Below are 24,761 nucleotides of genomic sequence, written 5' to 3'. Positions count from 1 at the left end.
GATCACAGATGCTAGTGTGCAATTAGATTGTGTACAACGTAACTGACTGTGGTGAATCACACGTGGCCGGAAGTGCTTCCGTCGCCAGGTAGCGTCGGTGCGCCAGTGCTCTCATTGCGCAAGGGCCGACATCGCAGGTGATCGGCCCGGCCACCCCTGCCGCGGCGCATCGCACATATCCGAGGGCGCACCGGACCGTATTCGGACGCCGTGCGGCCTCGGCAAACTCGGAGCATCGGCATGGGCCTGTACAAGCGCCGTAACGAGGTCGAGGCTGACCCCCGAAGCGCGAAGAGGCCCCACCCGGGTGGGGCCTCTTCATGTGGGGCGGTCTCACCGTCGTCTCACACACATCTCACACACTGTTCGCGCCCTACTCGCCTGCGGACCTTTGACCTGGACTTTCTCGGACTGTGTGGACGTGAACGACCGCCATGGACGACAGGTAAGCTCTTGTCACGTGACTGGTAAGCCGCGCATCCCGAACGTCCTGGCCAACCGCTACGCCTCCGCGGAGCTGGCCGTCCTGTGGTCCCCGGAGTACAAGGTGACGCTGGAGCGGCGGCTGTGGCTCGCCGTGCTGCGCGCCCAGAAGGACCTCGGCATCGAGGTGCCGGACGCCGCCCTCGCCGACTACGAGCGGGTCCTGGAGACCGTCGACCTGGCCTCGATCGCCGAGCGCGAGAAAGTCACCCGGCACGATGTGAAGGCCCGGATCGAGGAGTTCAACGCCCTCGCAGGTCATGAGCACGTCCACAAGGGCATGACCTCCCGCGATCTCACCGAGAACGTCGAGCAGCTCCAGATCCGGCTCTCCCTGGAGCTCGTACGGAACCGTACGGTCGCCGTGCTGGCGCGGCTCGGCAAGCTGGCCGCCGACCACGCCGAGCTGGTGATGGCGGGCCGGTCGCACAATGTCGCCGCGCAGGCCACGACGCTCGGCAAGCGGTTCGCGACCGCGGCCGACGAGCTGCTGGTGGCGTACGGGCGGCTGGACGATCTGTTGGGCCGCTACCCGCTGCGCGGCATCAAGGGCCCGGTCGGCACCGCCCAGGACATGCTGGACCTCCTCGGTGGCGACACGGAGAAGCTGGCCGAGCTGGAGCGGCGGATCGCCGGGCACCTGGGCTTCGCCCAGGCGTTCACCTCGGTCGGCCAGGTCTACCCGCGCTCGCTGGACTACGACGTCGTCACCGCCCTGGTGCAGCTGGCCGCCGCCCCGTCCTCCTTGGCCAAGACGATCCGGCTGATGGCCGGGCACGAGCTGGTGACCGAGGGCTTCAAGCCGGGCCAGGTCGGCTCGTCCGCGATGCCCCACAAGATGAACACCCGCTCCTGCGAGCGCGTCAACGGCCTCGCCGTCATCCTGCGCGGCTACGCCTCGATGACCGGCGAGCTGGCGGGCGACCAGTGGAACGAGGGCGACGTGTCCTGCTCGGTGGTGCGCCGGGTCGCGCTGCCGGACGCGTTCTTCGCCTTCGACGGACTGCTGGAGACCTTCCTGACCGTGCTGGACGAGTTCGGCGCCTTCCCCGCGGTCGTCGCGCGGGAGCTGGACCGCTATCTGCCCTTCCTCGCGACGACGAAGGTCCTGATGGGCGCCGTGCGGGCCGGGGTCGGCCGGGAGGTGGCCCACGAGGCCATCAAGGAGCACGCGGTCGCCGCCGCCCTGGCCATGCGCGAGCAGGGTGCCGAGCGCAATCAGCTGCTCGACTCGCTCGCCGCCGACGAGCGGATCCCGCTGGACCGCGCGGGGCTGGAGGCGCTGATGGCCGACAAGCTGTCCTTCACGGGCGCCGCCGCCGACCAGGTCGGGGCGGTGGTCGCCCGGATCGAGGAGATCGTCAAGCAGCACCCGGAGGCCGCGGCCTACACCCCCGGGTCGATCCTCTGACCCCCGAGGAATTGCGGGCCGCCCGCGACCGCCTGGTGCCGGATGTGGTCGCGGACGGCCTGCGCGTCCTGTTCTGCGGTATCAATCCAGGGTTGATGACCGCCGCGACCGGCCACCACTTCGCCCGCCCCGGCAACCGCTTCTGGCCCGTCCTCCACCTCTCCGGCTTCACCCCGCGCCGACTCCACCCCTCCGAGCAATCGGAGCTGCCCGCCTACGGGCTCGGCATCACCAATGTGGTGGCCCGGGCGAGCGCCCGCGCCGATGAGCTGAGCGAGGAGGAGTACCAGGAGGGCGGCCGGATCCTGGCGGAGAAGGTACGGCGGCTGCGGCCACGCTGGCTCGCGGTGGCGGGCGTAACCGCCTACCGGGTCGCGTTCGGCGACAAGCGGGCGAAGATCGGGCCGCAGACGAGGACGATCGGCGAGACCCGGATCTGGGCGCTGCCGAATCCGAGCGGGCTCAACGCACACTGGACACTGGCGACGATGGCGGAGGAGTTCGGCCGGCTGCGGGCCGCTGCCGAGGCGGAAGACACCTCCTAGGCCCATCCTCCGCACTTGACCTGTTCGGATGAAGTGATGATGTGGCCGGTATTTCGGTGGGGGTGGGGCGTTGGGTAGGGCGTGCCGATATCTCGTTCGCGTCGTTCCCGGGTCCAGCGTCCTCGCATGAGTGTGGAGTTGGCTTCTGTGGTGGAGAGGCGTCTGGGCGCTCTGCCTGCCTCTGCCGAGTTTCTGCGCCGGCTGGACGTGGCCGGGATCATCGACGAGCTGTGCCCGGTGCGGGATGTGGCGGCTGCCAGCGTGCAGGGTCCTTGTCAGCTTTCGACTGTTGGAGCGGGCGGAGACCGCGTCGAGCCGCGAGTGGGTGAGGTCGTTGGCGCATGCGCGGCGGTCCTGGGTGCTCCACTGCGCCGCGCCGGACGCCAGGCCTCCTTGAGGGGGACGACGTGGTCGATGTCCAGCTGGGCGGCGCCGTTGGCCGTCACGCCGTCGTACGACGAGACCCAGTTCCCGGACACCGCACGGCACTGGCCGTCCCGGTCGACGTCTTTGGCCGGATGTCAAAAGACGTTCCGGGAGCGGAAAGCACTGTCTCCCTGGCGCCCAGTCGCTCTCCTCTGCCGCGCCGCAGTGCTGAGCCGTTTGGGTGATGTGGTGCGGCTGGCCGTTGTCACCCGTTCAGCGTTGCGTCTTACTTGAAGCATGGGCACTCGGCGGAGCCCTCCCCTGCAGCTGCTTGGACTTGTGCTCTTGCCGCCAGCCTTGGGCCTTGTTTCCCGTACGTGCTCAGGGGGCCTGGGACATGACAACCTTGAACTTGCCTCATCCGCTGCTGGCAGTCGGCACGGCAGCATCGGAAAGCTCCGTGCCGCTGGCCTCTGCTGGCGTCACCGTCCCCGTCGGCGGCGGACCGCTCGGAGTGGCGCTGACCCCGAGCGGGCAACGTGCCTACGTCGCGAACCAGTCCACGAACGACATCAGCGTGATCGACACCGCCACGAATACCGTCACGGTCACCATCGCAGCACCCGGCGGGACAACCGTGCCGACCGTCTTTCCGGACGGCGCCCGCGCGTATGTGACCTTGTTCAACGACGGCAACGTCGTCGTGCTCGACACCACCACCAACACCATCACCGCCACCATCCCGGTCGGCGCCGGAGCCGTCCAGGCGGCGCTCACCCCCGATGGCACCCGCGCCTACGTCACCTGCCAGAACGCCGACGTCGTCAGCGTCATCGACACCGCCACGAACGCGGTGACCGCCACAATTCCCGGTATCAGCGGGCCGACCGGGGCAGCGGTTTCTCCGGACGGTACCCGCGTCTATGTGGCCGGCGTCGGCACCGGCACCGTGGCGGTGATCGACACTGCCACCAACACCGTCACCACCAGCATCCTCGTCGGCGACGTGCCCGTACTGCTCGCCCTTACCTCCGACGGCTCCCGCGCCTACGTCAGCTGCGCCGGTGAGAACGCCGTGAAGGTGGTGGATACGACCACCAGCACCGTCACGGCCTCTATCCCCGTCGGCAACGGCCCGCGCATGGTGGCTATGAACCCGGACGGGAATGCGGCCTACGTGGCCAACCTCGGCGCCAACACCGTCACCGTGATCGACACCGCGACCAACACCGTCGTCGACGCCATCCCGGTGGGCAACGGCCCGATCGGCGTCGCGGTCTCCCCGGATGCGACGCGACTGTATGTCACCAATTCCCTCGACAACACCGTCAGCGTGATCGCGCTGACCCTCGGTCCCGGCCAGGGCTCCACGGCGGGCGGGACCATCGTGACCATCCGCGGCCACAACCTGGCGCCGGCCACCGCCGTGTACTTCGGCAGCAAGGCCGCCACGATTCTGTCCAACACCGCGACCTCGATCACCGTCAGAACCCCGGCCGGATCGGGCGCGGTCCCGGTCACGGTCACCACCCCCGGCGGCACCAGCCGACTGGGCACCTTCTACTACCGCCCCGCCCCGCTGCTGTTCGACATCACCACCACCAGCAACCCCCACGGCGGCGCGGGACCCGCCATGGGCCCCTTCGGCGGCGGAGGCACCGCGGTCATCACCGGCATCAACCTCTCCGGCGTCACGACCGTACGCTTCGGTCCCACCCGAGCCACCGTCCAGTCGGTCACCGACACCGCCGTCACCGTCAGTATCCCCGGCGCCCCCTCCTCCGGCCCCGTCCCGGTCACCGTCATTACCCCTGGAGGCACCGCCGGCGGTCTCACCTTCACCTACCTCGACGCTCCCACCCTGACCGAGGTCAACCCCACCGCCGGGCCGACCTCCGGCGGTACAGAAGTCACCCTCACCGGCACACACCTCGCCACCACCCACACCGTCACCTTCGACACCACCTCCGCACCCTTCACCACCCTCTCCGACACCACGGTCATCGCCACCGCCCCGCCTCACTCCGCTGGTGAGAACATCCCCATCACGATCAACACCCTCGGCGGCAGCTACTCCTGGAATATGTACTCCTACCAAGACGTCCACATCTGATCCCGGTCCGCCCACCCGCCGGTCACCGCCTTGCGGGCCGTCCACCGATCCGGTGAGCGCCAGTTCCACCTCCGCCGCCCAGCGCTCACCCAGATGCCCGGTTCAGGTGACCGCGGCAGCACCATCCACCGGAAGCTGTCCCTGGGAAGCGGCACCTCAACCGACACACCGTCACCTGACCGCCCCCCCATTCCTGCTTACAGGAGATGCACCATGCGCCACCTCAAACGGTTTGGTCTAGGCCCTGTCCGACGGTTCGCGTGATCAACTGCGAGCGTTCCGTTCCGCCATGCCCCACTCCCACATGCTGCGTACCACCGGCTCTAGCGCCCGGCCCTGGCGAGTGAGGACGTAGTGGACCCGGGGAGGCCAACCGGGGGTGCGGTGGCGCTCGGTGACGCCCGCACGGGTCAACTGGGCCAACCGGTCCGAGAGGACTTTGTCCGAGAGGGTCGGCAGGGCGGCGGACAGCTCGGAGTACGTGGCCTGACCGCGGCGCAGGAACTCGCGGATCACCAGCGGCGTCCAACGGCCGCCCAGCGCGGCGAGGGTGATGTCGATGGGGCACTGCGGTTCATCGTCCGGCGGAACGAGGGCGCTGTCCGGGCAGTCCGCCAGCGGGCCGTCCTGATCACTCGTCTGTGCGTGTCCAACCGTTTGGTGAGTCACGAAGGCCCCATTTAACGTCCGTCGGAAACAGCCGCCCACTCGTCTCCAGGGGGCCTAGTGCGTATCCACCACCTCAACTGCGGTTCCCTTCGGAAGATTCCGCCGATCGGCGACGAGCCTGCGGCAGGCGTTGTGAACCGGGAACTGGCCGCTGTCTGCCATTGCCTGCTCATCGAGACGGACGCGGACGGGCTCATCCTGGTCGATACCGGCCTTGGCACCGCCGACCTCAAGCACCCCGACCGATCGCTCGGTGCCGACTGGGTGGCCTACGCCCAGCCCGCGCTGGACCCAGAGGAGAGCGCACTGCGCCAGGTCGTCCGCCTCGGGTACGCGCCACAGGACGTACGGCACATCGTGCTCACGCACCTGCATCGCGACCACACCGGAGGGCTGCCGGACTTCCCCCACGCACGGGTGCACGTGCACCCCGACGAGTACCGGGCCGTCACGGATTCGGCGACAGCACATCACCGGCACAGCCTCGACCGGTTCATGCCGGCCCACCGGGCACACGACCCGTTGCTCACCCCCGCCTTCGTGGACAAGCCCACGGAGTGGTTCGACTTCCCCGGCGTGGCGCGCCCGCAAGGGCTCGCATGCGAGCTGCTGCTCGTACCACTGCCTGGCCACTCGGCGGGGCACGCAGGCGTCGCCGTACCCGACAGCGACGGACGGTGGCTGCTGCACGCGGGCGACGCATACATGTACCACGGCGAGATCGACCACACGCCCCCTCTCTCTCACCCCGCCCTCGACCCAGTCCAGCAGGGAGCACAGACCGAGGCTGCGGCTCGCCTCGCCACGCGTGACCGAGTGCGCGCCCTCCACCGTGACCACGCGGCCGAGGTCACCGTCTTCAGCGCACACGACCCGTGGGAGCTTGCCCTTCTCACCAAGCCCACCGACCGAAGACTGTCGGGGCGGTCCTCATCGGAGCCATAGCCGGATCGCGGCGAGGGTTACGGTGCCGTGGAAGACATACGCTCTCTTGTCGTACCTGGTCGCCACGGCTCGTGACTCCTTGAGGGCATTCACGGTCCGTTCAACCTCGTTCCTGCGGCGATACACCCCGCGGTCGAATCCGGTGGGCCGGCCCCCTCGGCTGCCGCGGTGCCGTCTGTTGGCCCGCTGATTCCTCGGTTCGGGAATGGTGTGCTTGATCTGGCGGCGGCGCAGGTAGCGGCGGTTGCGACGGGATGAGTACGCCTTGTCTCCGCTGAGATGGTCAGGCCGGGTGCGTGGGCGACCACCACCCAAGCGTGGTACGCAAATGCGCTCAAGTACCGGAATCAGCTGAGGCGCGTCGCCCCACTGCCCTGGCGTGATCAGCACCGCCAGGGGGCGGCAGCCGCCGTCTCCGGCCAGATGAATCTTCGTGGTCAGACCTCCCCTGGACCGGCCAAGGGCCTCATCGGGACGGTGCTGAGCGGGCCGAATTCGTTTCCCTGGAATCCGCGGCGGACGCCTTCGAGCCCCGGCCGCATGCTGATGGGCCCGGCAGGTCGTTGAATCAATGCCGACCATGCTCCAGTCGATACGGTTCTCGGCATCGGCGTCGGTTTGGACGGCGCGCAGGACCCTCTCCCAGGTGCCATCCGCCGACCAGCGCCGATGCCGGTCGTGGCAGGTTTTCCACTTCCCGAAGCGCGCCGGCAGATCCCGCCAGGGGATGCCGGTCCGCTGGCGGAAGAGGATGCCGTTGATCACCTTGCGATGGCACTTCCACCGCCCGCCCCGCCCCGCGTTCGTCGGAAGGTGTGGCTCCAACCGAGCCCACTGCACGTCGGATAAATCACCCCGCCCCACATCAACCGGAACGATCCCGCCGGTCGCCGGTCACGTGACCCATCGGACAGGCTCTAGGCACGCTCACCGCCCTGGCCACTGCCCTCTACTGCTCTCCCCTGGCATCAGCCGCCACACCAACTCCCGGCACACCTGGACCCCTCCATGGACAGGAGGAGGTCTTCAACCTGACAGCGAGACCGACTCAGACCAACTTCGTCGATGTGGCGCCTGCTTGGGGTGGCCGCTGGCGGGACCACCGTGAGGTGATCGACGCGATCGCCTTCAAGTTCCGGACGGGAACGCAGTGGGTGCATCTGCCGGAGAGGTACGGCAATTGGCGGGGCGTCTACAACCGGCTGCGGATGTGGGCCGTCGATGGCACCTGGGAGCGGGTGTTCACGGCGCTGATGGCCCAGGCCGACGCCGACAAGGAGCTTGACTGGGTCGTCTCGGTGGACTCCACCATCGTCCGCGCTCATCAGCACGCCGCCGGGGCCCGTAAAAAAGGGCGCCAGCGGCCGAGCCGCACGACCACGCCATCGGCCGGTCGCGCGGGGGACTTACAACGAAAGTCCATCTTGCTGCCGACGGTCGCTGTCGTCCCCTCGCATTCGTCCTGACCGGCGGCCAAGCGGGCGACGCACCCACCTTCATGGACGTCATGGCCGGCCTCCGTGTACCGCGTCGCCGCGGACGGCCCCGAACCAGGCCGGACGTAGTCGTAGCCGACAAGGCATATTCCTCCCGCGCCATCCGCACTCACCTGAGTAAGCGCGGCATCCGTGCGGTGATCCCCGTGCCAGCAGATCAACGTGGCCATCGGCTGCGTCGGGGCAGCCGGGGCGGGAGACCGCCAGCGTTCGACCGCGAGACTTACAAGCAGCGCAACACCGTCGAACGGTGCATCAACCGCCTGAAGCAGTGGCGCGGCATCGCCACGCGCTACGAGAAGACCGCGACCATCTACCTGGCCGGACTCCATATCGCCGGCATCTTCCTCTGGTCCGCCTGCTGACCCAGGGAAGCTGTGCAGTGTCACATGACGTAGGTCGGTACACCCATTGTCGGACGCTGCTGGCAGCATCACCGCTATGAACGCCATATTCACCACCCCGCCGCGGCCGTTCGACATCACCGCGCTCTTCCCTGAACTGGCCCCGCTGGCGCGCACGGCGACCCGACTGCACCCGCGCCCCGGGTCGCCGACCGTGCACGACAGCTCCGTCGGGGGGCCGCTCCTGTGGCCCGCCAACGAGCCGTGGCCGTACTGCGACGAGCCGCACGACAGCCGCGCGGCGCCGGTGGTCCACTTCCCGGACGACGTCCGGCTCCTCCGTCAGGACCGTGCCGCAGCAGCCGAGCGGCGGCGCCTCGACCCCGAGGCACCCCAATGGACTCCCGAGGAACGGGCCACCTGGGAGCGGCTCTCGGACCGCCCGTGGTTCGACGGCCCGATCCCCCTCCTCCCCGTCGCCCAGCTCTACGCTCGCGACATCCCCTTCCCGCGCCCGCCCGACGCGGACCTCCTCCAGGTCCTCTGGTGCCCCTTCGACCACGCGGAACATGCCAGCCCCAAAGCCGCACTGTTCTGGCGCTCCTCCGCCACCGTCACCGACGTTCTCGACGCACCGCCCGAGCCACCCATCATCCAGCGGGACTGCTACCTCCCTCAGCCGTGCCTTTTCTCACCGGAGCAGGTCACCGAATATCCCCACCCCTCGGAACTGAGCAATGAGCTTCAGGACCAGCTGGACGACGAGAGCCGCTGGCAGACAATCGACCCCGAGCGGTACCAGGCGTACGCGGACGACCCGGGCGAGCTCTATCTGAACAACGTCTCCACCGCGCCCGGCTGGAAGACCGGCGGCTGGACCTGCTGGAGCCGCACCGATCCCAAGCCCCTTCCCTGCCCCGAGTGCGGCACCGAGCAGGTCCCGCTCCTCACCATCGCCTCCTGGGAATGGGACGGCGGCAGCGGGACCTGGATCGCCGAGGAGGATCGGACGGACCCGGCCCCGCCTCCCCTGGGCGCCCAGGACGGCAACTTCACGCTCATCGACATCGTCGGCGGCTACAACCTCCAACTCCACGCCTGCCCCGCCGACCCGTCCCACCCCCACATCGAACTGGTCCCGTGAGGTCTTGCGGAAGTCCTCCGCGCCGACGCGCACGCCACAATCGGCACGGCGATCGACTCTCCAGTCAGCAGCCTTGGCCAACTACCAGATGATCCGAACGACGGGCCCTAGGTCTCGCCTATCGCCACCAGTAGTTGGAACGGCAGCTCGCGGTCGCCCTGGCCCACCCCCAGGCCGACCCAGCGGCCGTCCACGCGCCAGATGTGCAGCTCGGGTACGTATCCGCACAGCGCGTCCAGTGGGGGTGGCACCGGCTCGCCCATGGCCTGGCGCTCCAAGTGGTCGGTGAGGTCGAGGACTTGGGGGGCGCCCCACCGTAAGGTCAGCGCCTGGACGAGGACGCTCAGCTCGGCCTCGAACTCCTCCAGCGCCTCCTCCACCCGGGTCAGATCCGCGTCCCAGAAGTCCTCGCTGACCCGCAGATCGGCCACATGGAAGCCGGGGCCGCTCTCCACCCGCCCGGCCGTGCCCCGCCGCGCGGGGAAGTCCCGGAGGCGCAGCTGATCGATCGTGGCCAGGTGGTTCGCCGTACTGGTCATGCTGTCATTGACGTGCTCCCTGGCCTAAAAGTCCAGGGATTTTGGCCTGGGTCGTCTGACCCTGCCGGGGCTTCCTGCTTCCACGCGCTGTGCGGGCACGTGTGCCCGTCTTACCGGCACTCCACAGGCGTTTGGCGTCTCCACCCGTCCGGTGGCGACGATTCGGCGTCCTTCGCAGAGGACGTTGCGGGCTGCGTTGTGGTCGCGGTCGTGCATGGTGCCGCACTCGGCGCACGTCCACTCCCGGACGTGCAGGGGCTTGCGGCCCTCCCTAAATCCGCAGACCGAGCAGACCTGAGAGGACGGGAAGGCCCGGCCCACCTTGGCGAAGGTGCGGCCGTGCTTGACCGCCTTGTACTCCAGCATGCCGACGAACGCGGACCATCCCGCGTCGTGCACGGACTTGGCGAGCCGGGTGCGCCCGAGGCCGGACACCGCGAGGTCTTCCACGTACACCGCTTGGTTGTCGCGAATGATCTGTGTGGATGCCTTGTGGTGCCAGTCCCGGCGCCGGTCCGCCACCTTGGCGTGCTGGCGTGCGACCTTGATGCGGGCCTTGGCCCGGTTCTTCGATCCCTTGGCCTTGCGGGACAGCTCCCGCTGAAGGCGCTTGAGTTTCTTCTCGGCCCGGCGCAGGAAGCGGGGGCTGTCGATCCTGCGTCCATCCGACAGGACGGCGAAGGCGGACAGACCGAGGTCGAGACCGGCGTCGGTCTCAAGGCCGGGGAGGATGTCCGGCTCGGTGTCCACGACGAAGCTGAGGAAGTACCGGCCGGAGCTGTCCTTGGTGACGGTCAGGGACGTGGGGGCGGCCGGAAGCCGGCGGGACCACGTGACCTTGAGGTTACCGGCCTTGGCCACGTACACCGTGCCGTCGTCCTGGAGGGAGAAGGCATTGGTGTTGAGGCGGATCGACTGCCGGGTGTCTTTCTTCGATTTGTAGCGGGGAGGGCCGGCCCTGCGGCCCTCCCGCTTGCCCTTGACCGCGTCGAAGAAGTTCTTGTAGGCGGTGTCCAGGTCCCGCAGAGACTGCTGCAGAACGACCGCCGACACCTCGGCGAGCCAGGCGCGTTCGCCGGTGCGCTTGGCCTGGGTGATGCGCAGCCGGGACAGCTCGGCCGACTTCACATACGGCAGCCCTGCCGCGTGTGCTTCCCTCCGGTCGCGCAGGCAGTCGTTCCACACCACGCGGGCGCATCCGAACGCCCTCGCCAGCGCACGGCGCTGGGAGGCGTCCGGGTAGGCCCGGTAGTTGTAGCGCAGCTGCACACCCACGATCCTACGACGATTGGTCTCATGGATGGGCAGAATGGGGCGGAACGACTACAGGCGGGGCAGACACGTTGTTTCGGCGATGCATGTCCACGTGGTCTTTGTGACGAAGTACCGGAGCGGGGTGTTCAACGACGAGATGCTGACGCGCTGCGAAGAGATCATGCGCAAGGTCTGCGAGGACTTCGAAGCGGAGTTGAAGGAGTTCAACGGCGAACGCGATCACGTCCACCTCCTGGTGCACTACCCGCCCAAGGTCGCCGTCTCGAAGCTGGTCAACAGCCTCAAGGGGGTCTCCGCCCGCCGGATACGGCAGGAGTTCACCGGCCGGATCAACCGCGCCATCATGCACGGGCACCTGTGGTCGCCCTCGTATTTCTCCGCATCGTGCGGCGGACCACCGCCCGCGATCGTCCGCCAGTACATCGAGCAGCAAACACGTCCGCTCCAAGGTGCACGTCAGAGCAGCCTTGAGATGCGTTCATCCCCGGCGTGAACGCCGGGGCTTTCTGCAAGAGCCCCGGTAAACAACCGGAGTCTGACATGTGGCCGCCCGTCAGGCATCAGGCGTCGCGCCGCTTGAGCGCCAGCCAGCCGCCCCACACGGCAACCCCCGCCCAGGCCACCAGCCCCGAGAGCCCCGTCCAGGCGCCGAGGGTGCCCTCGGGGGCGGTGTGCAGGATCTGCTGGCCCGCCCGGTCCGGGAGGAACGGCGTCACGGGTCCGTCACCCAGCACCGGGGAGAGGAAACAGACCAACGGGGTGAGCACACCGATCGCCCCGACCGCGCTGCGCAGCACGGCGCCGACTCCCGCGGCCATCACCGTGAGCAGCGCGAGATAGAGCCCGCAGCCGACGGCCGCGCGCAGGGCGCCCGGGGCGCCGAGGCCCACGCCGTGCTCGCCCAGCAGCGCCTGGCCGCCGAGCAGCGAGGTGAAGCCGGTGAGGAGGCCGACGGCAAGGGCCGAGCCGCCGACGACGGCCAGTTTGCAGCCGTAGTACAGCCCGCGTCGGGGTACGGCGGCCAGCCAGACGCGGAGGGTGTACGAGCCGCCGGAGTACTCCCCCGCGACCGCCAGCACACCGAAGCAGATCGCCGCGACCTGGCCGAAGTTGAGGCCGAAGAAGGAGAAGAAGACGGGGTCGAAGTCCGCGCCCGCCCTCTCCCGGTCGCCTGCCGTCGCGCACGCCAGTGCGGTGATGCCGGTGGTGGCCGCCAACCCGCTGAACAGGCACACCATCAAGGAGCGCAGGGAGCGGACCTTCATCCACTCAGAGCGGAGTACCGCGGTGACCGACATCTCTCACACCTCCTGTGCCAGGGCCGCGAATTCGGCCTCGTCCGCCGTGAGCCGGAGATACGCCTCCTCCAACGACGCTTTGCTGTCAGCGAGTTCGAGGACGGCGATGCCGTGGCGCGCGGCGATCGTGCCGATGTCCTCCGGCGCCGCGCCGTCCACCGTCCAGAACCCCGTCCCGTCCCGGTCCGGTACCGCCTCGAACCCGGCGCGGGCGAGTTCGGCGCGCAGCCGTTCCGGTTCGGTGGAGCGCATGCGTACCCGGGGGTGGCTGTGCCCCCGGATGAAGCTCTCCATGGCGGTGTCGGCCAGCAGCCGGCCGCGGCCCAGTACGACCAGGTGGTCGGCGGTGAGCGCGGTCTCGCCCATCAGATGGCTGGAGACGAGGACGGTACGGCCCTCCCCCGCCAGCCGCTTCATCAGGGTGCGGATCCAGACGATGCCTTCCGGGTCGAGCCCGTTGGCCGGTTCGTCGAACATGAGCACCGGTGGATCGCCGAGCAGTGCGGCGGCGATGCCCAGCCGCTGTCGCATTCCCAGCGAGAAGGTCCGGATGCGCCGGCCCGCGGCGGTGGCGAGCCCGGCCTCTTCCAGGACCGTGTCGACCCGGGCGGCCGGGATCCGGTTGCTGTGGGCCAGACACCGCAGATGGTCGCGGGCGGTGCGGGCACCGTGTGCGGCTCCCGCGTCGAGCAGCGCGCCGACGTGACGCAGCGGCTCGCCGAGTTCCGGGTACGGGCGGCCGCCGAGGGTCGCCGATCCGGCGTCGGCCCGGTCCAGGCCGACGACGATCCGCAAAGTGGTGGACTTGCCGGCGCCGTTGGGGCCGAGGAAGCCGGTGACCCGGCCGGGCAGCACCCGGAACGTCAGCCGGTCGACGGCGCGTACGGCCCCGTATGCCTTGGTCAGTTCCTGGACGTCGATCGACGGTGCCGACGTCATGGTGGTCGTGGTCATGGGCTCGACGGTGCCGTGCGGCGGTGGGGCGCGGCTTCCCCCGCGCGAGGGTTCCCGCTCCCCCGCGCGAGGGTTCCCGCTCCCCCGCGCGGGGGAGGCCGCGGACGTGCGGCGCACGGCACGATGGGCGCGTGCTCCTACCGTCAGCCGTCCCCGCCGCGCCCCTCGTACGTGTCCTCGGCGTGGTGCGCGCCGTGCTCCGCCCGCTGACCCGCGCGGTCACCTACACCCGCTGGCTGCATCTGATGACGGGTGCGGTCGTCGCGGCCGTCTGCGGCATGATCTACCCCGGCTTTGTCGACAGCCGCCCCGTCGAGCAGCTGTGGCTGCTGGTGCTGCCCGTTCCGCCGCTGATCGCCGTCGCGATGGTGCCGGGCACCCGGCTGGCGGAGGGCGTTCAGGCGCGGCTGCTGCTCGTCTCCGGTGAGCACGCCCGCCACCGGCACGGCGATCCCGACTCGGCGATCGCGGCCGCGCCCTCCGCGTCCTGGGGCGACCGGGGACGCACCGCGCTGTGGCTGGTGCTCCGCCTGGAAGCGGGCTGTGTGGTCGCCCCGCTGAGCTTCGTACTGCTGCCCGGCCTGACGTTCGCCCTCATCGACGCGGCCACCGGTGGCACTCCCGAGCCGGTGCTGGAGCTGCGGATCCCCGGCCACCACTGGTGGTACGGGCTGCTCGCCCCGCTGCCCCTGATCGTCCTCATGGCGCTGGTCGTGGGCGCCGGGACGCTGATGGCCACGGTCGCCGCGCGGCTGCTCGGCCCGTCGGCGGCGGAGCGGCTGGCCGCTCTGGAGGAGCGCACGGAACGGCTGCTGGAACACAATCGGCTCGCACGGGAGTTGCATGACTCGATCGGGCACGCGCTCACGGTCGCCGTCGTCCAGGCGGGCGCGGCGCGCGCCGCGGGGTCGGCGGAGTTCACGGACCGGGCGCTGGGCGCGATCGAGGAGACCGGGCGGCGCGCACTGGAGGACCTGGAGCGGGTGCTGCGGCTGCTGCGGGAGGAGACGGGCCGGCGCCCGGCCGACCGGCCCGGACTCGCCGACGCCGAACGGCTCCTGGAGTCGGCGCGGGCGGCGGGCTGCGCGCTGGAGGCGGAGGTGACCGGTCCGTTGGGCGCCCTCCCGGGGCCGGTGTCGCGCGAGGGCTACCGCATCCTCCAGGAGGCGCTGACGAATGTGCTGCGGCACGCGGGCCCGGTGCCGGTCACCGTGCGCGTCGCCGTCGCCGCCGATACGGGCACGCTGGAGCTGGATGTCCGCAATCCGCTGGGTGGACCCGCCACGTCCCCGGCGGCCGGGCGTACCGGCGGCGGGCTGCGGGGCATCCGCGAACGGGCGGCGCTGCTGGGCGGCGAGGCGCAGGCCGGTCCGTACGACGGCGGGTGGCGGGTGAGCGTGCGCCTCCCCGGGCACGGCGGCGCGACGGTGGCGGCCGGGCCTGCCGGTGCCCTCAACTAGGGTGGTCGGGTGCCGATATCCGTTCTCCTCGTCGACGACGAGCAGTTGGTGCGCGCCGGGCTGCGCGCGATCCTGGAGGCTCAGCCGGATATCGAGGTCGCCGGTGAGGCCGCGGACGGCGCCGCCGTGGTCCCCCTGGTGCGGCGGCTGCGGCCGGACGTGGTCGCCATGGACGTACGGATGCCGCTGCTGGACGGCATCGAGGCGACCCGGGCCGTGCTGCGGACCGTTCAGGATCCGCCGAGGATTCTGGTCATCACGACCTTCGAGAACGATAGTTACGTCTACGAGGCGCTGCGCGCGGGGGCCGACGGCTTCCTGCTCAAGCGCGCCCGCCCCGCCGAGATCGTGCACGCGGTGCGGCTGGCCGCGGAGGGCGAATCACTGCTGTTCCCCGCGGCCGTGCGGTCACTGGCGGCGACCCACGGCGGCAATCCACACGCCCGCGAGGCGATGGACCGCGCCGCGCTGACCGAGCGAGAGGCGGAGGTGCTGCGGCTGATGGCGCGCGGTCTGTCCAACGCCGAGATCGCGGGCAGTCTGATCGTCGGCACCGAGACGGTGAAGACCCATGTCAGCGCGGTGCTGGCGAAGTTGGGTGCGAGGGACCGCACTCAGGCGGTGATCGCCGCGTATGAGTCGGGGTTTGTCGCGCCGGGCTGAGCCGCCGGACCGGGGCGGGCGGGCCGGGACGGACGGGCCGGACGAGGGGCGGGCCGGGCCGGACGAGGGTTCACTCGTCGCGTCCGCGTCCAGCAGATACGATCCGGCACATAAACAGTGGGAGGGAGGCCGACGTTGGGGCGGCTCACCGGCGGGGATCCGTCTCTGCTGCGGCGCATCAACTCCGCCGTAGTACTGCACGCACTGCGCGCCGCGACCGCGTCCGGCCCCGCGGCCGGCCCCGCGGCCGGCTCCCGCACCCCCGGCAGCTCCCCCGACGCCTCCCCCGGCTGTGCGAGCCTCACCGATCTGACGCGGGTGACCGGCCTGTCCCGGCCCACCGTCGAGGGCGTCATCGACGGGCTGATCAGCAGCGGTCTCGCGGTCGACGTCCCCGCCGAGGAGGGCGGGGTGCGCCGCCAGGGCCGGCCCGCACGCCGCTTCCGCTTCCGGGCCGAGGCGGGACATCTGCTGGGCATCGAGATAGGCGCGCACCGCGTCGCCGCGCTGCTGTCGGACCTCGACGGCCGCCCGCTCGGCTCGACGGTGCACGAGGTGTCCGAGAAGGCGTCGGCGGAGGAGCGGCTGGATCGGGTACGGACCACCGTCGCGGATCTGCTGCGCCGCGCGGGGGTGGCCCGCTACTCGCTGCGCGCGGTCGGGGTGGGCAGCCCCGGGATCGTCGAGGCCGGCGGCACGGTTCATCTGTGCACCGCCCTCCCCGGCTGGACGGGCCTGCGCCTCGGCGAGCGGCTGCGGCGGTCCTTCCGCTGCCCGGTGCTGGTCGAGAACGACGCGAACACCGCCGCCGTCGCGGAGCACTGGAAGGGGGCGGCCGTCGGGTCGGACGATGTCGTCTTCGTGCTGGCCGGGCTGAGCCCCGGGGCCGGATCCCTGATCGGCGGCCGGCTCCACCGCGGCTTCGGCGGCGCGGCCGGCGAGATCGGGGCGCTCCATCTGCTGGGCCGCGAGGCCACCCCGGAAGAGGTGCTCTCCACGACCGGGGAGCCCCTGAGATCCCTGGACGAGGAGCAGGTCGCGCGCGTCTTCTCCCTGGCCCGGGGCGGTGATACACGGGCACGCGCCGCGGTGGACCGCTTCATCCGCCGGCTGTTGCACGACACGGCGGCGCTGGTGCTGGCGCTCGACCCCGAGGTCGTCGTGGTGGGCGGCTGGGCCGCGGGCCTCGACGAGGTGCTGGGCCCCCTGCGCGACCAGCTGTCCCGCTACTGTCTGCGGCCCCCGCAGGTCGCCCTCTCCCTGCTCGGCGAGGCGGCGGTGAGCACGGGGGCACTGCGGCTGGCCCTCGACCACGTGGAAGCGGAGCTCTTCGCGGTGGAGAGCACGGTGACGGCGCGCCGCGCCGGGCGCTGACGCCTCGGGCGGGGCGGCCGGGGCCCGGCCGTCAGCCCGCCAGCAGCTCCTCGCCCGCCGGGTCGCCGAAGGTGAGACGGCAGGTGTCGGCCCGGTAGGTGGCCACGGCGACCGCGGCGGTGCGGCCGGACGCCGCATAGCGGGTGGTGACGACGAGGACGGGGGCGCCGGGCAGCCGGTCGAGCTCCTTGGCGTCCTCCGCGCGGGCCGAGCCGAGCTCCACGGACTGCTCACGGCCCTCCAGCTCCAGCCGGCTCAGCTCACGCAGCACGGCGCGGGCGCGGGCCAGACCGCTGGGGGCGTCGATGGCGGCGAGGCCGGGAACGGACTCGGCCGGTACGTAGAGCAGCTCGGCGGCGAGCGGTTGACCCTGGCTCATCCGGGTGCGGCGGACGCGGTGCACCGGGGTATCCGGGCCGGTCTCCAGAAGCCGGGCGATCGCCGCGGGCGGAACCGTCTGGACACTGTCGACGGACTGCCAGGTGTCGTCGCCCGCCGTGTCCGTCCAGCTGTGGGCGTACTCGCCGACGGCCACGCCGACCCGGGGCGGGGCGACGGTGGTGCCGACACCACGGCGGCGCTGCAGCCTGCCCTCCAGCTCAAGCTGTTCGAGGGCCTGCCGAAGGGTGGCACGGGCGACGCCGAAGCGGGCCGCCAGCTCACGCTCGTTGGGCAGGATCTCCCCGACCGCGAACTCCGAGTCCAGAGCGTCGCTGAGCACGGTCTTGAGGTGCCAGTACTTCGGCTCCGGCACCGGTTCGAGCTGCGTCGTCCCCACCCTGTCCCCCTTGTCCTCCGCAACAGCAGTTTTGCGCGGTTGTTTATTAAAGGTTGTTGCAGTATCACTGCGACCATAAGACGGTGCGGGAACTTGGTCAAGACCAATCCTCGATCGGCTATCGTCGGTTGATCATCTGATGCGACTGGCGGTTTGAGGCAGGGATTGAGGCAATGGACCAGGTCACGGTGGTCACCGGCGGCAGCCGCGGCATCGGCGCGGCGGTGGCGGTGCGGCTCGCCCGCGCCGGCCACAGCGTCGCCATCGGCTACGAGCGCGCCCGGGACGCGGCCGAGTGCTGCGCCGCCGCGGTGCGCGCGGAGGGCGTCCGGTCGGTGATCGTCCAGGCCGACACGAGCGTCACGGAGCAGGTCGAGGCGCTGTTCGACACGGTGCGGGAGGAACTGGGCCCGATCACCGGCCTGGTCAACAACGCCGGGATCACCGGGCCGCTGGGCCGGTTCACCGAGACCTCCCCGGAGGTCATGCGCCGCGTCGTGGACGTCAACGTGACCGGCGCCCTGATCTGCGCCCGGCGCGCGGCGCGCGAGATGTCCACCCGCCACGGCGGGCAGGGCGGCGCCATCGTCAACATCTCCTCGGGCGGGGCGACGACCGGCAGCCCCGGCGAGTACGTCCACTACGCGGCCAGCAAGGCGGCCGTCGACGCGATGACGGTGGGCCTCTCGAAGGAGCTGGCGGCGGAGGGGATCCGGGTCAACTCCGTCCAGCCAGGCATGACCCTGACCGACATCCACGCCCAGATGGGCGACCCGGAACGGCCGTGGCGCAACCCTGACCGGGTGCCGATGGGGCGGCCCGGGGAGCCGGAGGAGATCGCGGGGGCGGTGGCCTGGCTGCTGTCGCCGGAGGCGTCGTACACCACGGGAGCGGTGCTGCGGGTCGCGGGCGGCTTGTGATCAGCGCGCGAACGCCGTGAGCTTGGCCGGGTTCCGCACGATGTAGATCGACTGAATCCGGCCGTTCACGACATCGACGCTGAGGACCGAGTCCGGTTTGCCACGCGACATGACCAGCAGCGCAGGCCCACCGTTGACCTCCGTCATCAGCAACTCCGGTTCGGCGATGGGTTGGCCCATGACCGCGTGGAGGAAGCGCCCCACCTTGTCCGCCGTCTCCAGCACCCGCAGCGGCGCCTTCGCCTTGCCGCCGCTGTCGCCGACCAGGCGTACGTCGGGGGCCAGCAGGGCGAGCAGTTGCCGGAGGTCGCCACCGGTGGACGCGGCGAGGAACTTCTCCGTCAGCTCGCGCCGCTGCTCCGGGTCCACCTCGAAGCGCGGTGTGCGCTCCTCGACATGGCGCCGGGCCCGCCCGGCCAACTGCCGGACGGCCGCCTCGCTCCGGTCCAGCACCTCGGCGATCTCGCCGTGGGGAAAGCCGAACGCCTCGCGCAGCACGAAGACCGCACGCTCCAGTGGCGAGAGCGACTCCAGCACCACCAGCACGGCGAACGAGACGGTCTCGGCCAGCAGCGCCCGCTCGGCGGCGTCCGGGGCGGTGCGGCCGAGGTCGGTGGCGATGGGCTCGGGGAGCCAGGGGCCGACATACGACTCGCGGCGGGCCTTGATCTGCCGCAGCCGGTCGATGGCGAGCCGGGTGGTGGTGCGCACCAGAAAGGCACGCGGCTCGCGCACCTGCTCGCGGTCGGCGCCGGACCAGCGCAGCCACGCCTCCTGGACCACGTCCTCCGCGTCGGCGACCCGGCCCAGCATCCGGTACGCCACCCCGGTGAGTACGGAGCGGTGCTGCTCGAAGACGTCGGTCGCGGTATCGGCGGAGGCCACGGACCCATCCCAGCCGACATCGCGGCCGTTGTCCAGGCCACGCGTCCCGCTGAGGGCTACCGTGCGGTAACTCCTGCTGAGATGCTGTCTCACACCCCGTCCAGGATGCCGATCGCAAGGAGCCCTTCCGATGCCCGCGACGCTCTCGTTCCCCGTCGACACCCCCGGTGGCCCGCGCACCGCGCGGATCGTCCATGAACGGCGTGGCACCGGGCGGCCCCTGGTGCTGCTGCACGGGGTCGGCCACCACTGGCAGGCGTGGGAGCCGGTCCTGGACATCCTCGCGCTCGACCGCGATGTCATCGCCATCGATCTGCCCGGCTTCGGGGCGTCGGACCCGCTGCCGGCCGGTATCCCCTACGACCTGGGGGGTGTCATACCGGTGCTGGGCGCGCTCTTCGACGCGCTCGGGGTCGAGCGTCCCGACGTCGCCGGGAACTCGCTCGGCGGGCTGATCGCCCTGGAGCTGGGCCGGGTCGGACTCGTACGATCCGTCACCGCGCTCTCCCCAGCCCGGTTCTGGAGCGACGCGGAGCGCCGCTATGCCTTCGGGGTGCTGAGCGCGATGCGGACCGGCGCACGGACGCTGCCGGAGCCGGTCGTGGCCTGGCTGGCCCGCAGCGCGGCCGGGCGGGCCGCGCTGACCGGCGCCATCTACGCCCGGCCCACGCGGCGTTCACCGGCCGCGGTCGTCGCCGAGACCCGGGCGCTGCGCGAGGCCGTCGGCTTCGAGGCCACTCTCGCCGCCGGGGGCGCCGGGCTGTTCACCGACGACATGCCCGATGTGCCGGTCACCATCGCCTGGGGCACGCGCGACCGTCTGCTGCCGCGCCGTCAGGGCGTCCGCGCCAAGCATGTGATCCCGGGGGCGCGGCTGGTGCGGCTCCCCGGCTGCGGGCATGTCCCCATGAACGACGACCCGGCGCTCGTCGCCCGCGTCATTCTCGACGGCAGCAGGTGATCCGAGAGCCACACCGGTGGCGACACCTGCGGCGACCAGCAGGCTGCCTATCGCCTGTGGCGGCCCGTAGCCACCTGTGCCGACCAGCGGCGCGGTGACGGCGGCGGAGACCGGGATCAGGCCCGAGAAGAGCGTGGCCCGCTCGGCGCCGATCCGCTGGATGCCGGCGTACCAGCAGACGAAGCCGATGACCGTGACGACCGCCGCCTGCCACAGCAGCGCCGCCGCCTCGCCCACGTCCGGCATCCGCGGTCCGTCGCCCTGGACCAGGGCGAGCAGCGCCGACTCCACGGCGGCCACACCGCACGCCGCGGCGGACAGCAGCGCGGGCCCCAGCGGCCGCAGGACGGGGACCGCCAGCACCGCGAAGCCCACCTCTCCCGCGAGCGCCCCCATCGACCACCACAGCCCGGCCGCGTCCGTACGCCCCCACCCCTGCACCGTGAACGCGCCCGCCGCCACGAGCAGCGCGCCGCGCACCACGGCCGGGGCGGGACTGCGGCCGTCCAGCGCGGGCACGAGCACCGCCACCACGACCGGCGCGCAGCCGACGAACACCCCGGGTACGGCGGGTTCCGCGGTGCGCTCCGCCGCGAGCACCGCGAGGTTGAAGCCGACCATGCCGATCGCGGCGAGCGCCCCGAGCCGCCCCCACCCGCGAGCGGTGAGCTTCCGCAGCGGGGCGGTGCCGCCTCGGCTCAGCAGCGGGAGGAGCAGAAGGCAGGCGAGGCCGTAGCGGAGGGCCTGACCGGCGGCGTTCGGGTAGTCGCCGAGCACGCTGTTGGCGGTGAACGAGGCGCCGACCAGGAAGCAGGCGGCCGCGGCGAGCAGTGCGCCCGTCCGATGCGGCCGCGCGGTCGGGTCCGGCCTGTCCGGAAGATCGCTGGGTTTCATGGCTGTGACGCTAGGCAGCGGACCGGTACCCCTTAAGGTCCAATCCGATGACCGATACGGGGACCACTTCCGATACCGGCGGCGGGTGGACGGCCGCGTGGGAGCTGCTGCTGCCCACCGCCGCCGCGCCGCCCCGCCGCCGTGGCCGGGTACTGCAGTCCGCGCTGCGTGAGGCGGTCCGTTCGGGCCGGATCGCCGCCGGGACCCGGCTGCCGTCCAGCCGGGAGCTCGCCGCCGACCTCGGGGTGTCGCGCGGCCTGGTCACCGACGCGTACGAGCAGCTGACGGCCGAGGGCTATCTGCGCACCGCCCGGGGCGCGGGCACCTGGGTGAGCGCCATCGTGACGACCGTAAGGGCGTCCGCGCCGCCGGGCGGCCAGGAGCGGGCGACGCCGGGGGCCGATCCGGGGTCCGGCTTTCTGCCCGGCACCCCCGATCTGTCGCTCTTCCCGCGCGCCGCCTGGTCCGCGGCGCACCGCCGGGCGCTGGGGCGCCTTCCGCACAGCGGACTGGGATATCCGGATCCGCGCGGGCTGCGGGAGCTGCGGGTCGCCGTGGCCGGGCTGCTCTCGCGGCGCCGGGGGGTGGTGGCGGATCCGGAGCGCGTGGTGATCTGCTCGGGCGTGGCGCAGGCGATGACGCTGCTCGGCCTCACCCTCGGCGAGCTGGGCCACCGTGCCGTGGCGGTCGAGAGCCCCGGCAGTCCGGAGCACACGGCGCTGCTCACGGCGGCGGGGATGGCCGTGGTGCCCGTGCCGCTCGATGCGGAGGGGCTGGATCCGGGCGCGCTTGCCGGGTCCGGCGCGCGGGCGGCCCAGCTGACGCCGTCCCATCAGTTCCCCTCCGGCATCGCCTACTCGGCGCGGCGCCGCGCCGAGCTGCTCGACTGGGCGCGCGCCGTCGACGGGCTGCTGATCGAGGACGACTACGACGGCGACTTCCGCTACGACCGGGCGCCGGTCGGCGCGTTGCAGGGCCTCGATCCGGCGCGGGTCGCCTACGCCGGTTCGGTCAGCAAGTCGCTCGCCCCGGGGCTGCGGCTGGGCTGGCTGGTGGTGCCGGACCGGCTGGCCGCCCGGGTCGTGGAGCGCAAGCGGACGATGGACCTTGGCAATCCGGCGCTCGACCAGGCGCTGCTGGCCGAGTTCATCACGCGCGCAGACTACGACCGGCACCTGCGCCGCTGCCAGCGCGCGTACCGGGAGCGGCGCGATGTGCTGGTCGCCGCCCTCGGCGAGCGCTTCCCGGGGACGGAGGTCTCGGGCATCGCCGCCGGGCTGCACATCATCGCGCGGCTGCCGCGCCGATATGGCCCGGAGCGGGCCTTCCTGGGCCGCGCTGCCCGGGCCGGGGTGGGGCTGCGGCCGCTCGCCGCCTTCGCGCACGAGCCGGCCCGGGACGACGGCCGGGTCGCCCTGGTCATGGGCTACGCCCATCTGCCGCCCGCCCGGATCGTCCGGGCCGTCGGCCTGCTGGCGGATGCGGTGGTGTCCCCCACTTCCCGCGCGTAGGCGCCGAGTTATTCACTGTCCGTTCGGGAATGAGGCACCTCGCACCGGTAGCAACGGAACCACACAGCTGTCCCACGAGCATCAGGAGGTTCACCATGGCGCGGGAATCCGGCAGAGGGATCGGTCGGCGCACGGTATTGCAGGGGTCGGCGGCGGCGTCGGCCGCGCTCGCGCTGCCCGCCGTGGCAGCGGCCGCCGCACCCGCGCAGGCGCTGTCCGGGCGCCCGAGCGCCCGGTGGGGCGTCCAGGTGGGTGATGTGACGACGTCGTCGGGTCTGGTGTGGGTGCGCTCCGACCGTCCGGCCCGGATGATCGTCGAGACCTCCGCGACCGAGTCCTTCGCGCGCCCCCGCCGCTGGCGGGGCCCGCTGGTCGGCCCCGGCACCGACTTCACCGGCCGCACCGCGCTGCACGGGCTGCCCTCCGGCTCCCAGGTGCACTACCGCGTGCTGCTGGCCGATCCGGAGGACCCGCGCCGCACCGGTGAGCCGGTGTACGGGACGTTCCGTACGGTCGCGCAGCGCCGTCAGGACGTGCGCTTCGTCTGGTCGGGTGACCTGGCGGGGCAGGGCTGGGGCATCAACCCGGATCGCGGCGGCTACCGCATCTTCGAGGAGATGCGCCGCCGGAACCCGGACTTCTTCCTGTGCAGCGGCGACAACATCTACGCCGACGGCCCGATCACGGAGAGCGTCACGCTGCCGGACGGATCCACCTGGCGGAACATCGTCACCCCGGAGAAGGCCAAGGTCGCCGAGACGCTCGACGAGTACCGCGGCAATTTCCGCTACAACCTCCTCGACACCAACCTGCGCCGCTTCCACGCCCAGGTGCCGACCATCACCCAGTGGGACGACCACGAGGTCCTCAACAACTGGTACCCGGGCGAGATCCTGGCCGACGACCGCTACACCGAGAAGAACGTCGACGTGCTGGCGTCGCGCGCGCGCCAGGCGTTCGCCGAGTACTTCCCCGTAGGCACGCTGCGCCCGGACGCGAGCGGCCGGGTCTACCGGGTCCGGCACCACGGCCCGCTGCTGGACGTCTTCGTGCTGGACTGCCGCACCTACCGCGACGCCAACTCGCCGGGCCGGCAGCCGGATGACACCCAGGGCATCCTGGGCGCCGAGCAGCTTCGGTGGCTCAAGCGGGAGCTGTCGCGGTCGCGGGCGGTGTGGAAGGTCATCGCCTGCGACATGCCGCTGGGCCTGGTGGTCCCGGACGGGAAGACCGACTTCGAGGCGGTCGCGCAGGGCGACCCGGGCGCCCCGCTGGGCCGTGAGCTCCAGATCGCGGAGCTGCTGCGGCACATCAAGCACCAGAAGATCACGGGCACGGTGTGGCTGACGGCCGATGTGCACTACACCTCCGCGCAGCACTACGACCCCTCGCGGGCGGCGTTCAAGGACTTCGCGCCGTTCTGGGAGTTCGTCTCCGGCCCGCTGAACGCGGGTGCCTTCCCGGCGGTCAAGCCGGACGGGACCTTCGGGCCCGAGCAGCCCTTCGTCAAGGCGCCCGCCCGGGCGAACGTCTCCCCCGCCGAGGGCTTCCAGTTCTACGGCGAGGTGGACATCGACGGCGACAGCGCCGAGATGACGGTCCGGCTGCGCGAGGAGGGCGGCACGGTGCTGTTCACCAAGGTGCTGCGGCCGGGCCTGGTGGGCCAGTAGTCCTCCCGGCGGCGGCGTCCGGTCGGCCAGGGGCCGGCCGGACGCGCGGTGCGCGGTCCCGGC

The 24,761-nt window shown here is 71.4% G+C and carries 21 protein-coding genes and 2 pseudogenes; 14 read left to right on the top strand and 9 right to left on the bottom strand.

Annotation, left to right across the window (positions count from 1 at the left end):
- Positions 1-460: 460 nt before the first annotated feature.
- The 3 genes from purB to ABZU99_RS04520 all read left to right on the top strand — a co-directional run bounded on the left by purB (position 461) and on the right by ABZU99_RS04520 (position 4,918).
- On the top strand, positions 461-1,894 hold the full coding sequence (gene purB, locus ABZU99_RS04530; RefSeq protein WP_356049038.1) for an adenylosuccinate lyase: 1,434 nt from the start codon (positions 461-463) through the stop codon (positions 1,892-1,894).
- On the top strand, positions 1,891-2,439 hold the full coding sequence (gene mug, locus ABZU99_RS04525; RefSeq protein WP_355954655.1) for a G/U mismatch-specific DNA glycosylase: 549 nt from the start codon (positions 1,891-1,893) through the stop codon (positions 2,437-2,439). Before purB ends, mug begins: the two co-directional genes overlap by 4 nt.
- Before the next feature lie 763 nt (positions 2,440-3,202).
- The gene (locus ABZU99_RS04520) at positions 3,203-4,918 is read left to right on the top strand and encodes an IPT/TIG domain-containing protein (protein WP_355954596.1); all 1,716 of its coding nucleotides are present in this window, start codon (positions 3,203-3,205) and stop codon (positions 4,916-4,918) included.
- A 264-nt stretch (positions 4,919-5,182) separates the two neighbouring features.
- On the opposite strand, the gene ABZU99_RS04515 is transcribed toward ABZU99_RS04520, so the two are convergent.
- Positions 5,183-5,587, bottom strand: coding sequence for a helix-turn-helix domain-containing protein (locus ABZU99_RS04515; protein WP_356049037.1), 405 nt, complete (start codon positions 5,585-5,587; stop codon positions 5,183-5,185).
- A 132-nt stretch (positions 5,588-5,719) separates the two neighbouring features.
- Between ABZU99_RS04515 and ABZU99_RS04510 the strand changes: the two genes are divergently transcribed.
- A complete protein-coding gene (locus ABZU99_RS04510; RefSeq protein WP_356049036.1) occupies positions 5,720-6,532 on the top strand; it encodes an MBL fold metallo-hydrolase in 813 nt (270 codons plus the stop codon).
- On the opposite strand, the gene ABZU99_RS04505 is transcribed toward ABZU99_RS04510, so the two are convergent.
- Positions 6,518-7,396, bottom strand: a complete 879-nt coding sequence (locus tag ABZU99_RS04505) for an IS5 family transposase (RefSeq protein ID WP_356049035.1) — start codon at positions 7,394-7,396, stop codon at positions 6,518-6,520. The two genes, ABZU99_RS04510 and ABZU99_RS04505, sit on opposite strands and share 15 nt — an antisense overlap.
- Before the next feature lie 167 nt (positions 7,397-7,563).
- On the opposite strand from ABZU99_RS04505, the pseudogene ABZU99_RS04500 reads away from it, so the two are divergent.
- Positions 7,564-8,393 (top strand): annotated as a pseudogene (locus ABZU99_RS04500) (IS5 family transposase).
- A gap of 76 nt (positions 8,394-8,469) precedes the next feature.
- Complete coding sequence (locus tag ABZU99_RS04495) at positions 8,470-9,516, top strand: hypothetical protein (RefSeq protein WP_356049034.1); 1,047 nt, start codon at positions 8,470-8,472, stop codon at positions 9,514-9,516.
- A 107-nt stretch (positions 9,517-9,623) separates the two neighbouring features.
- Here ABZU99_RS04495 and ABZU99_RS04490 read toward each other — a convergent pair whose 3' ends face one another.
- Entirely contained in the window at positions 9,624-10,055 is a 432-nt protein-coding gene (locus ABZU99_RS04490; protein ID WP_355955321.1) for a hypothetical protein, read from the bottom strand.
- Between the two features lie 24 nt (positions 10,056-10,079).
- The gene (locus tag ABZU99_RS04485) at positions 10,080-11,324 is read right to left on the bottom strand and encodes an RNA-guided endonuclease TnpB family protein (protein WP_356227716.1); all 1,245 of its coding nucleotides are present in this window, start codon (positions 11,322-11,324) and stop codon (positions 10,080-10,082) included.
- Between the two features lie 40 nt (positions 11,325-11,364).
- Here ABZU99_RS04485 and tnpA point away from each other — a divergent pair, with 40 nt between their 5' ends.
- Complete coding sequence (gene tnpA / locus ABZU99_RS04480; protein WP_356047995.1) at positions 11,365-11,823, top strand: IS200/IS605 family transposase; 459 nt, start codon at positions 11,365-11,367, stop codon at positions 11,821-11,823.
- Between the two features lie 67 nt (positions 11,824-11,890).
- Here tnpA and ABZU99_RS04475 read toward each other — a convergent pair whose 3' ends face one another.
- Positions 11,891-12,628 carry an ABC transporter permease gene (locus ABZU99_RS04475; protein ID WP_356047993.1) on the bottom strand — a complete coding sequence of 246 codons (738 nt, stop codon included), beginning with the start codon at positions 12,626-12,628 and terminating at the stop codon, positions 11,891-11,893.
- Between the two features lie 3 nt (positions 12,629-12,631).
- On the bottom strand, positions 12,632-13,582 hold the full coding sequence (locus ABZU99_RS04470; protein ID WP_356047991.1) for an ATP-binding cassette domain-containing protein: 951 nt from the start codon (positions 13,580-13,582) through the stop codon (positions 12,632-12,634).
- A gap of 185 nt (positions 13,583-13,767) precedes the next feature.
- Here ABZU99_RS04470 and ABZU99_RS04465 point away from each other — a divergent pair, with 185 nt between their 5' ends.
- The 3 genes from ABZU99_RS04465 (at position 13,768) to ABZU99_RS04455 (ending at position 17,079) form a co-directional block, all read left to right on the top strand.
- Complete coding sequence (locus tag ABZU99_RS04465; RefSeq protein ID WP_356048000.1) at positions 13,768-15,042, top strand: histidine kinase; 1,275 nt, start codon at positions 13,768-13,770, stop codon at positions 15,040-15,042.
- A gap of 9 nt (positions 15,043-15,051) precedes the next feature.
- Positions 15,052-15,705, top strand: coding sequence for a response regulator transcription factor (locus ABZU99_RS04460; protein WP_355950994.1), 654 nt, complete (start codon positions 15,052-15,054; stop codon positions 15,703-15,705).
- A 135-nt stretch (positions 15,706-15,840) separates the two neighbouring features.
- A complete protein-coding gene (locus ABZU99_RS04455) occupies positions 15,841-17,079 on the top strand; it encodes an ROK family protein (RefSeq protein WP_355950992.1) in 1,239 nt (412 codons plus the stop codon).
- A gap of 31 nt (positions 17,080-17,110) precedes the next feature.
- On the opposite strand, the gene ABZU99_RS04450 is transcribed toward ABZU99_RS04455, so the two are convergent.
- On the bottom strand, positions 17,111-17,857 hold the full coding sequence (locus tag ABZU99_RS04450) for a GntR family transcriptional regulator (protein ID WP_355950989.1): 747 nt from the start codon (positions 17,855-17,857) through the stop codon (positions 17,111-17,113).
- A 173-nt stretch (positions 17,858-18,030) separates the two neighbouring features.
- On the opposite strand from ABZU99_RS04450, the gene ABZU99_RS04445 reads away from it, so the two are divergent.
- Positions 18,031-18,777, top strand: coding sequence for an SDR family oxidoreductase (locus ABZU99_RS04445; RefSeq protein ID WP_355950986.1), 747 nt, complete (start codon positions 18,031-18,033; stop codon positions 18,775-18,777).
- Here the strand turns inward: ABZU99_RS04445 and ABZU99_RS04440 are convergent, their stop codons facing one another.
- On the bottom strand, positions 18,778-19,662 hold the full coding sequence (locus ABZU99_RS04440) for an RNA polymerase sigma-70 factor (protein WP_355951012.1): 885 nt from the start codon (positions 19,660-19,662) through the stop codon (positions 18,778-18,780). It abuts the gene before it with no gap.
- Positions 19,663-19,792: 130 nt separating this feature from the next.
- On the opposite strand from ABZU99_RS04440, the gene ABZU99_RS04435 reads away from it, so the two are divergent.
- A complete protein-coding gene (locus ABZU99_RS04435; protein ID WP_356047989.1) occupies positions 19,793-20,623 on the top strand; it encodes an alpha/beta fold hydrolase in 831 nt (276 codons plus the stop codon).
- 30 nt (positions 20,624-20,653) lie between these two features.
- Here ABZU99_RS04435 and ABZU99_RS04430 read toward each other — a convergent pair.
- Positions 20,654-21,517: pseudogene (locus tag ABZU99_RS04430) on the bottom strand (DMT family transporter); the annotation flags it as partial.
- A gap of 47 nt (positions 21,518-21,564) precedes the next feature.
- Between ABZU99_RS04430 and ABZU99_RS04425 the strand changes: the two are divergent.
- Both ABZU99_RS04425 and ABZU99_RS04420 read left to right on the top strand, forming a co-directional pair.
- Positions 21,565-23,028, top strand: a complete 1,464-nt coding sequence (locus tag ABZU99_RS04425; RefSeq protein ID WP_356047987.1) for a PLP-dependent aminotransferase family protein — start codon at positions 21,565-21,567, stop codon at positions 23,026-23,028.
- 95 nt (positions 23,029-23,123) lie between these two features.
- Complete coding sequence (locus tag ABZU99_RS04420; RefSeq protein WP_356047985.1) at positions 23,124-24,698, top strand: alkaline phosphatase D family protein; 1,575 nt, start codon at positions 23,124-23,126, stop codon at positions 24,696-24,698.
- The last annotated feature ends 63 nt before the right edge of the window (positions 24,699-24,761 follow it).

The organism is Streptomyces sp. NPDC005266, from assembly GCF_040607655.1.
In the GTDB taxonomy this organism is placed as follows: Bacteria; Actinomycetota; Actinomycetes; order Streptomycetales; family Streptomycetaceae; genus Streptomyces.
Note: the sequence above shows the minus strand (reverse complement) of the source record. Positions and strands in the feature narration are given on the sequence as shown.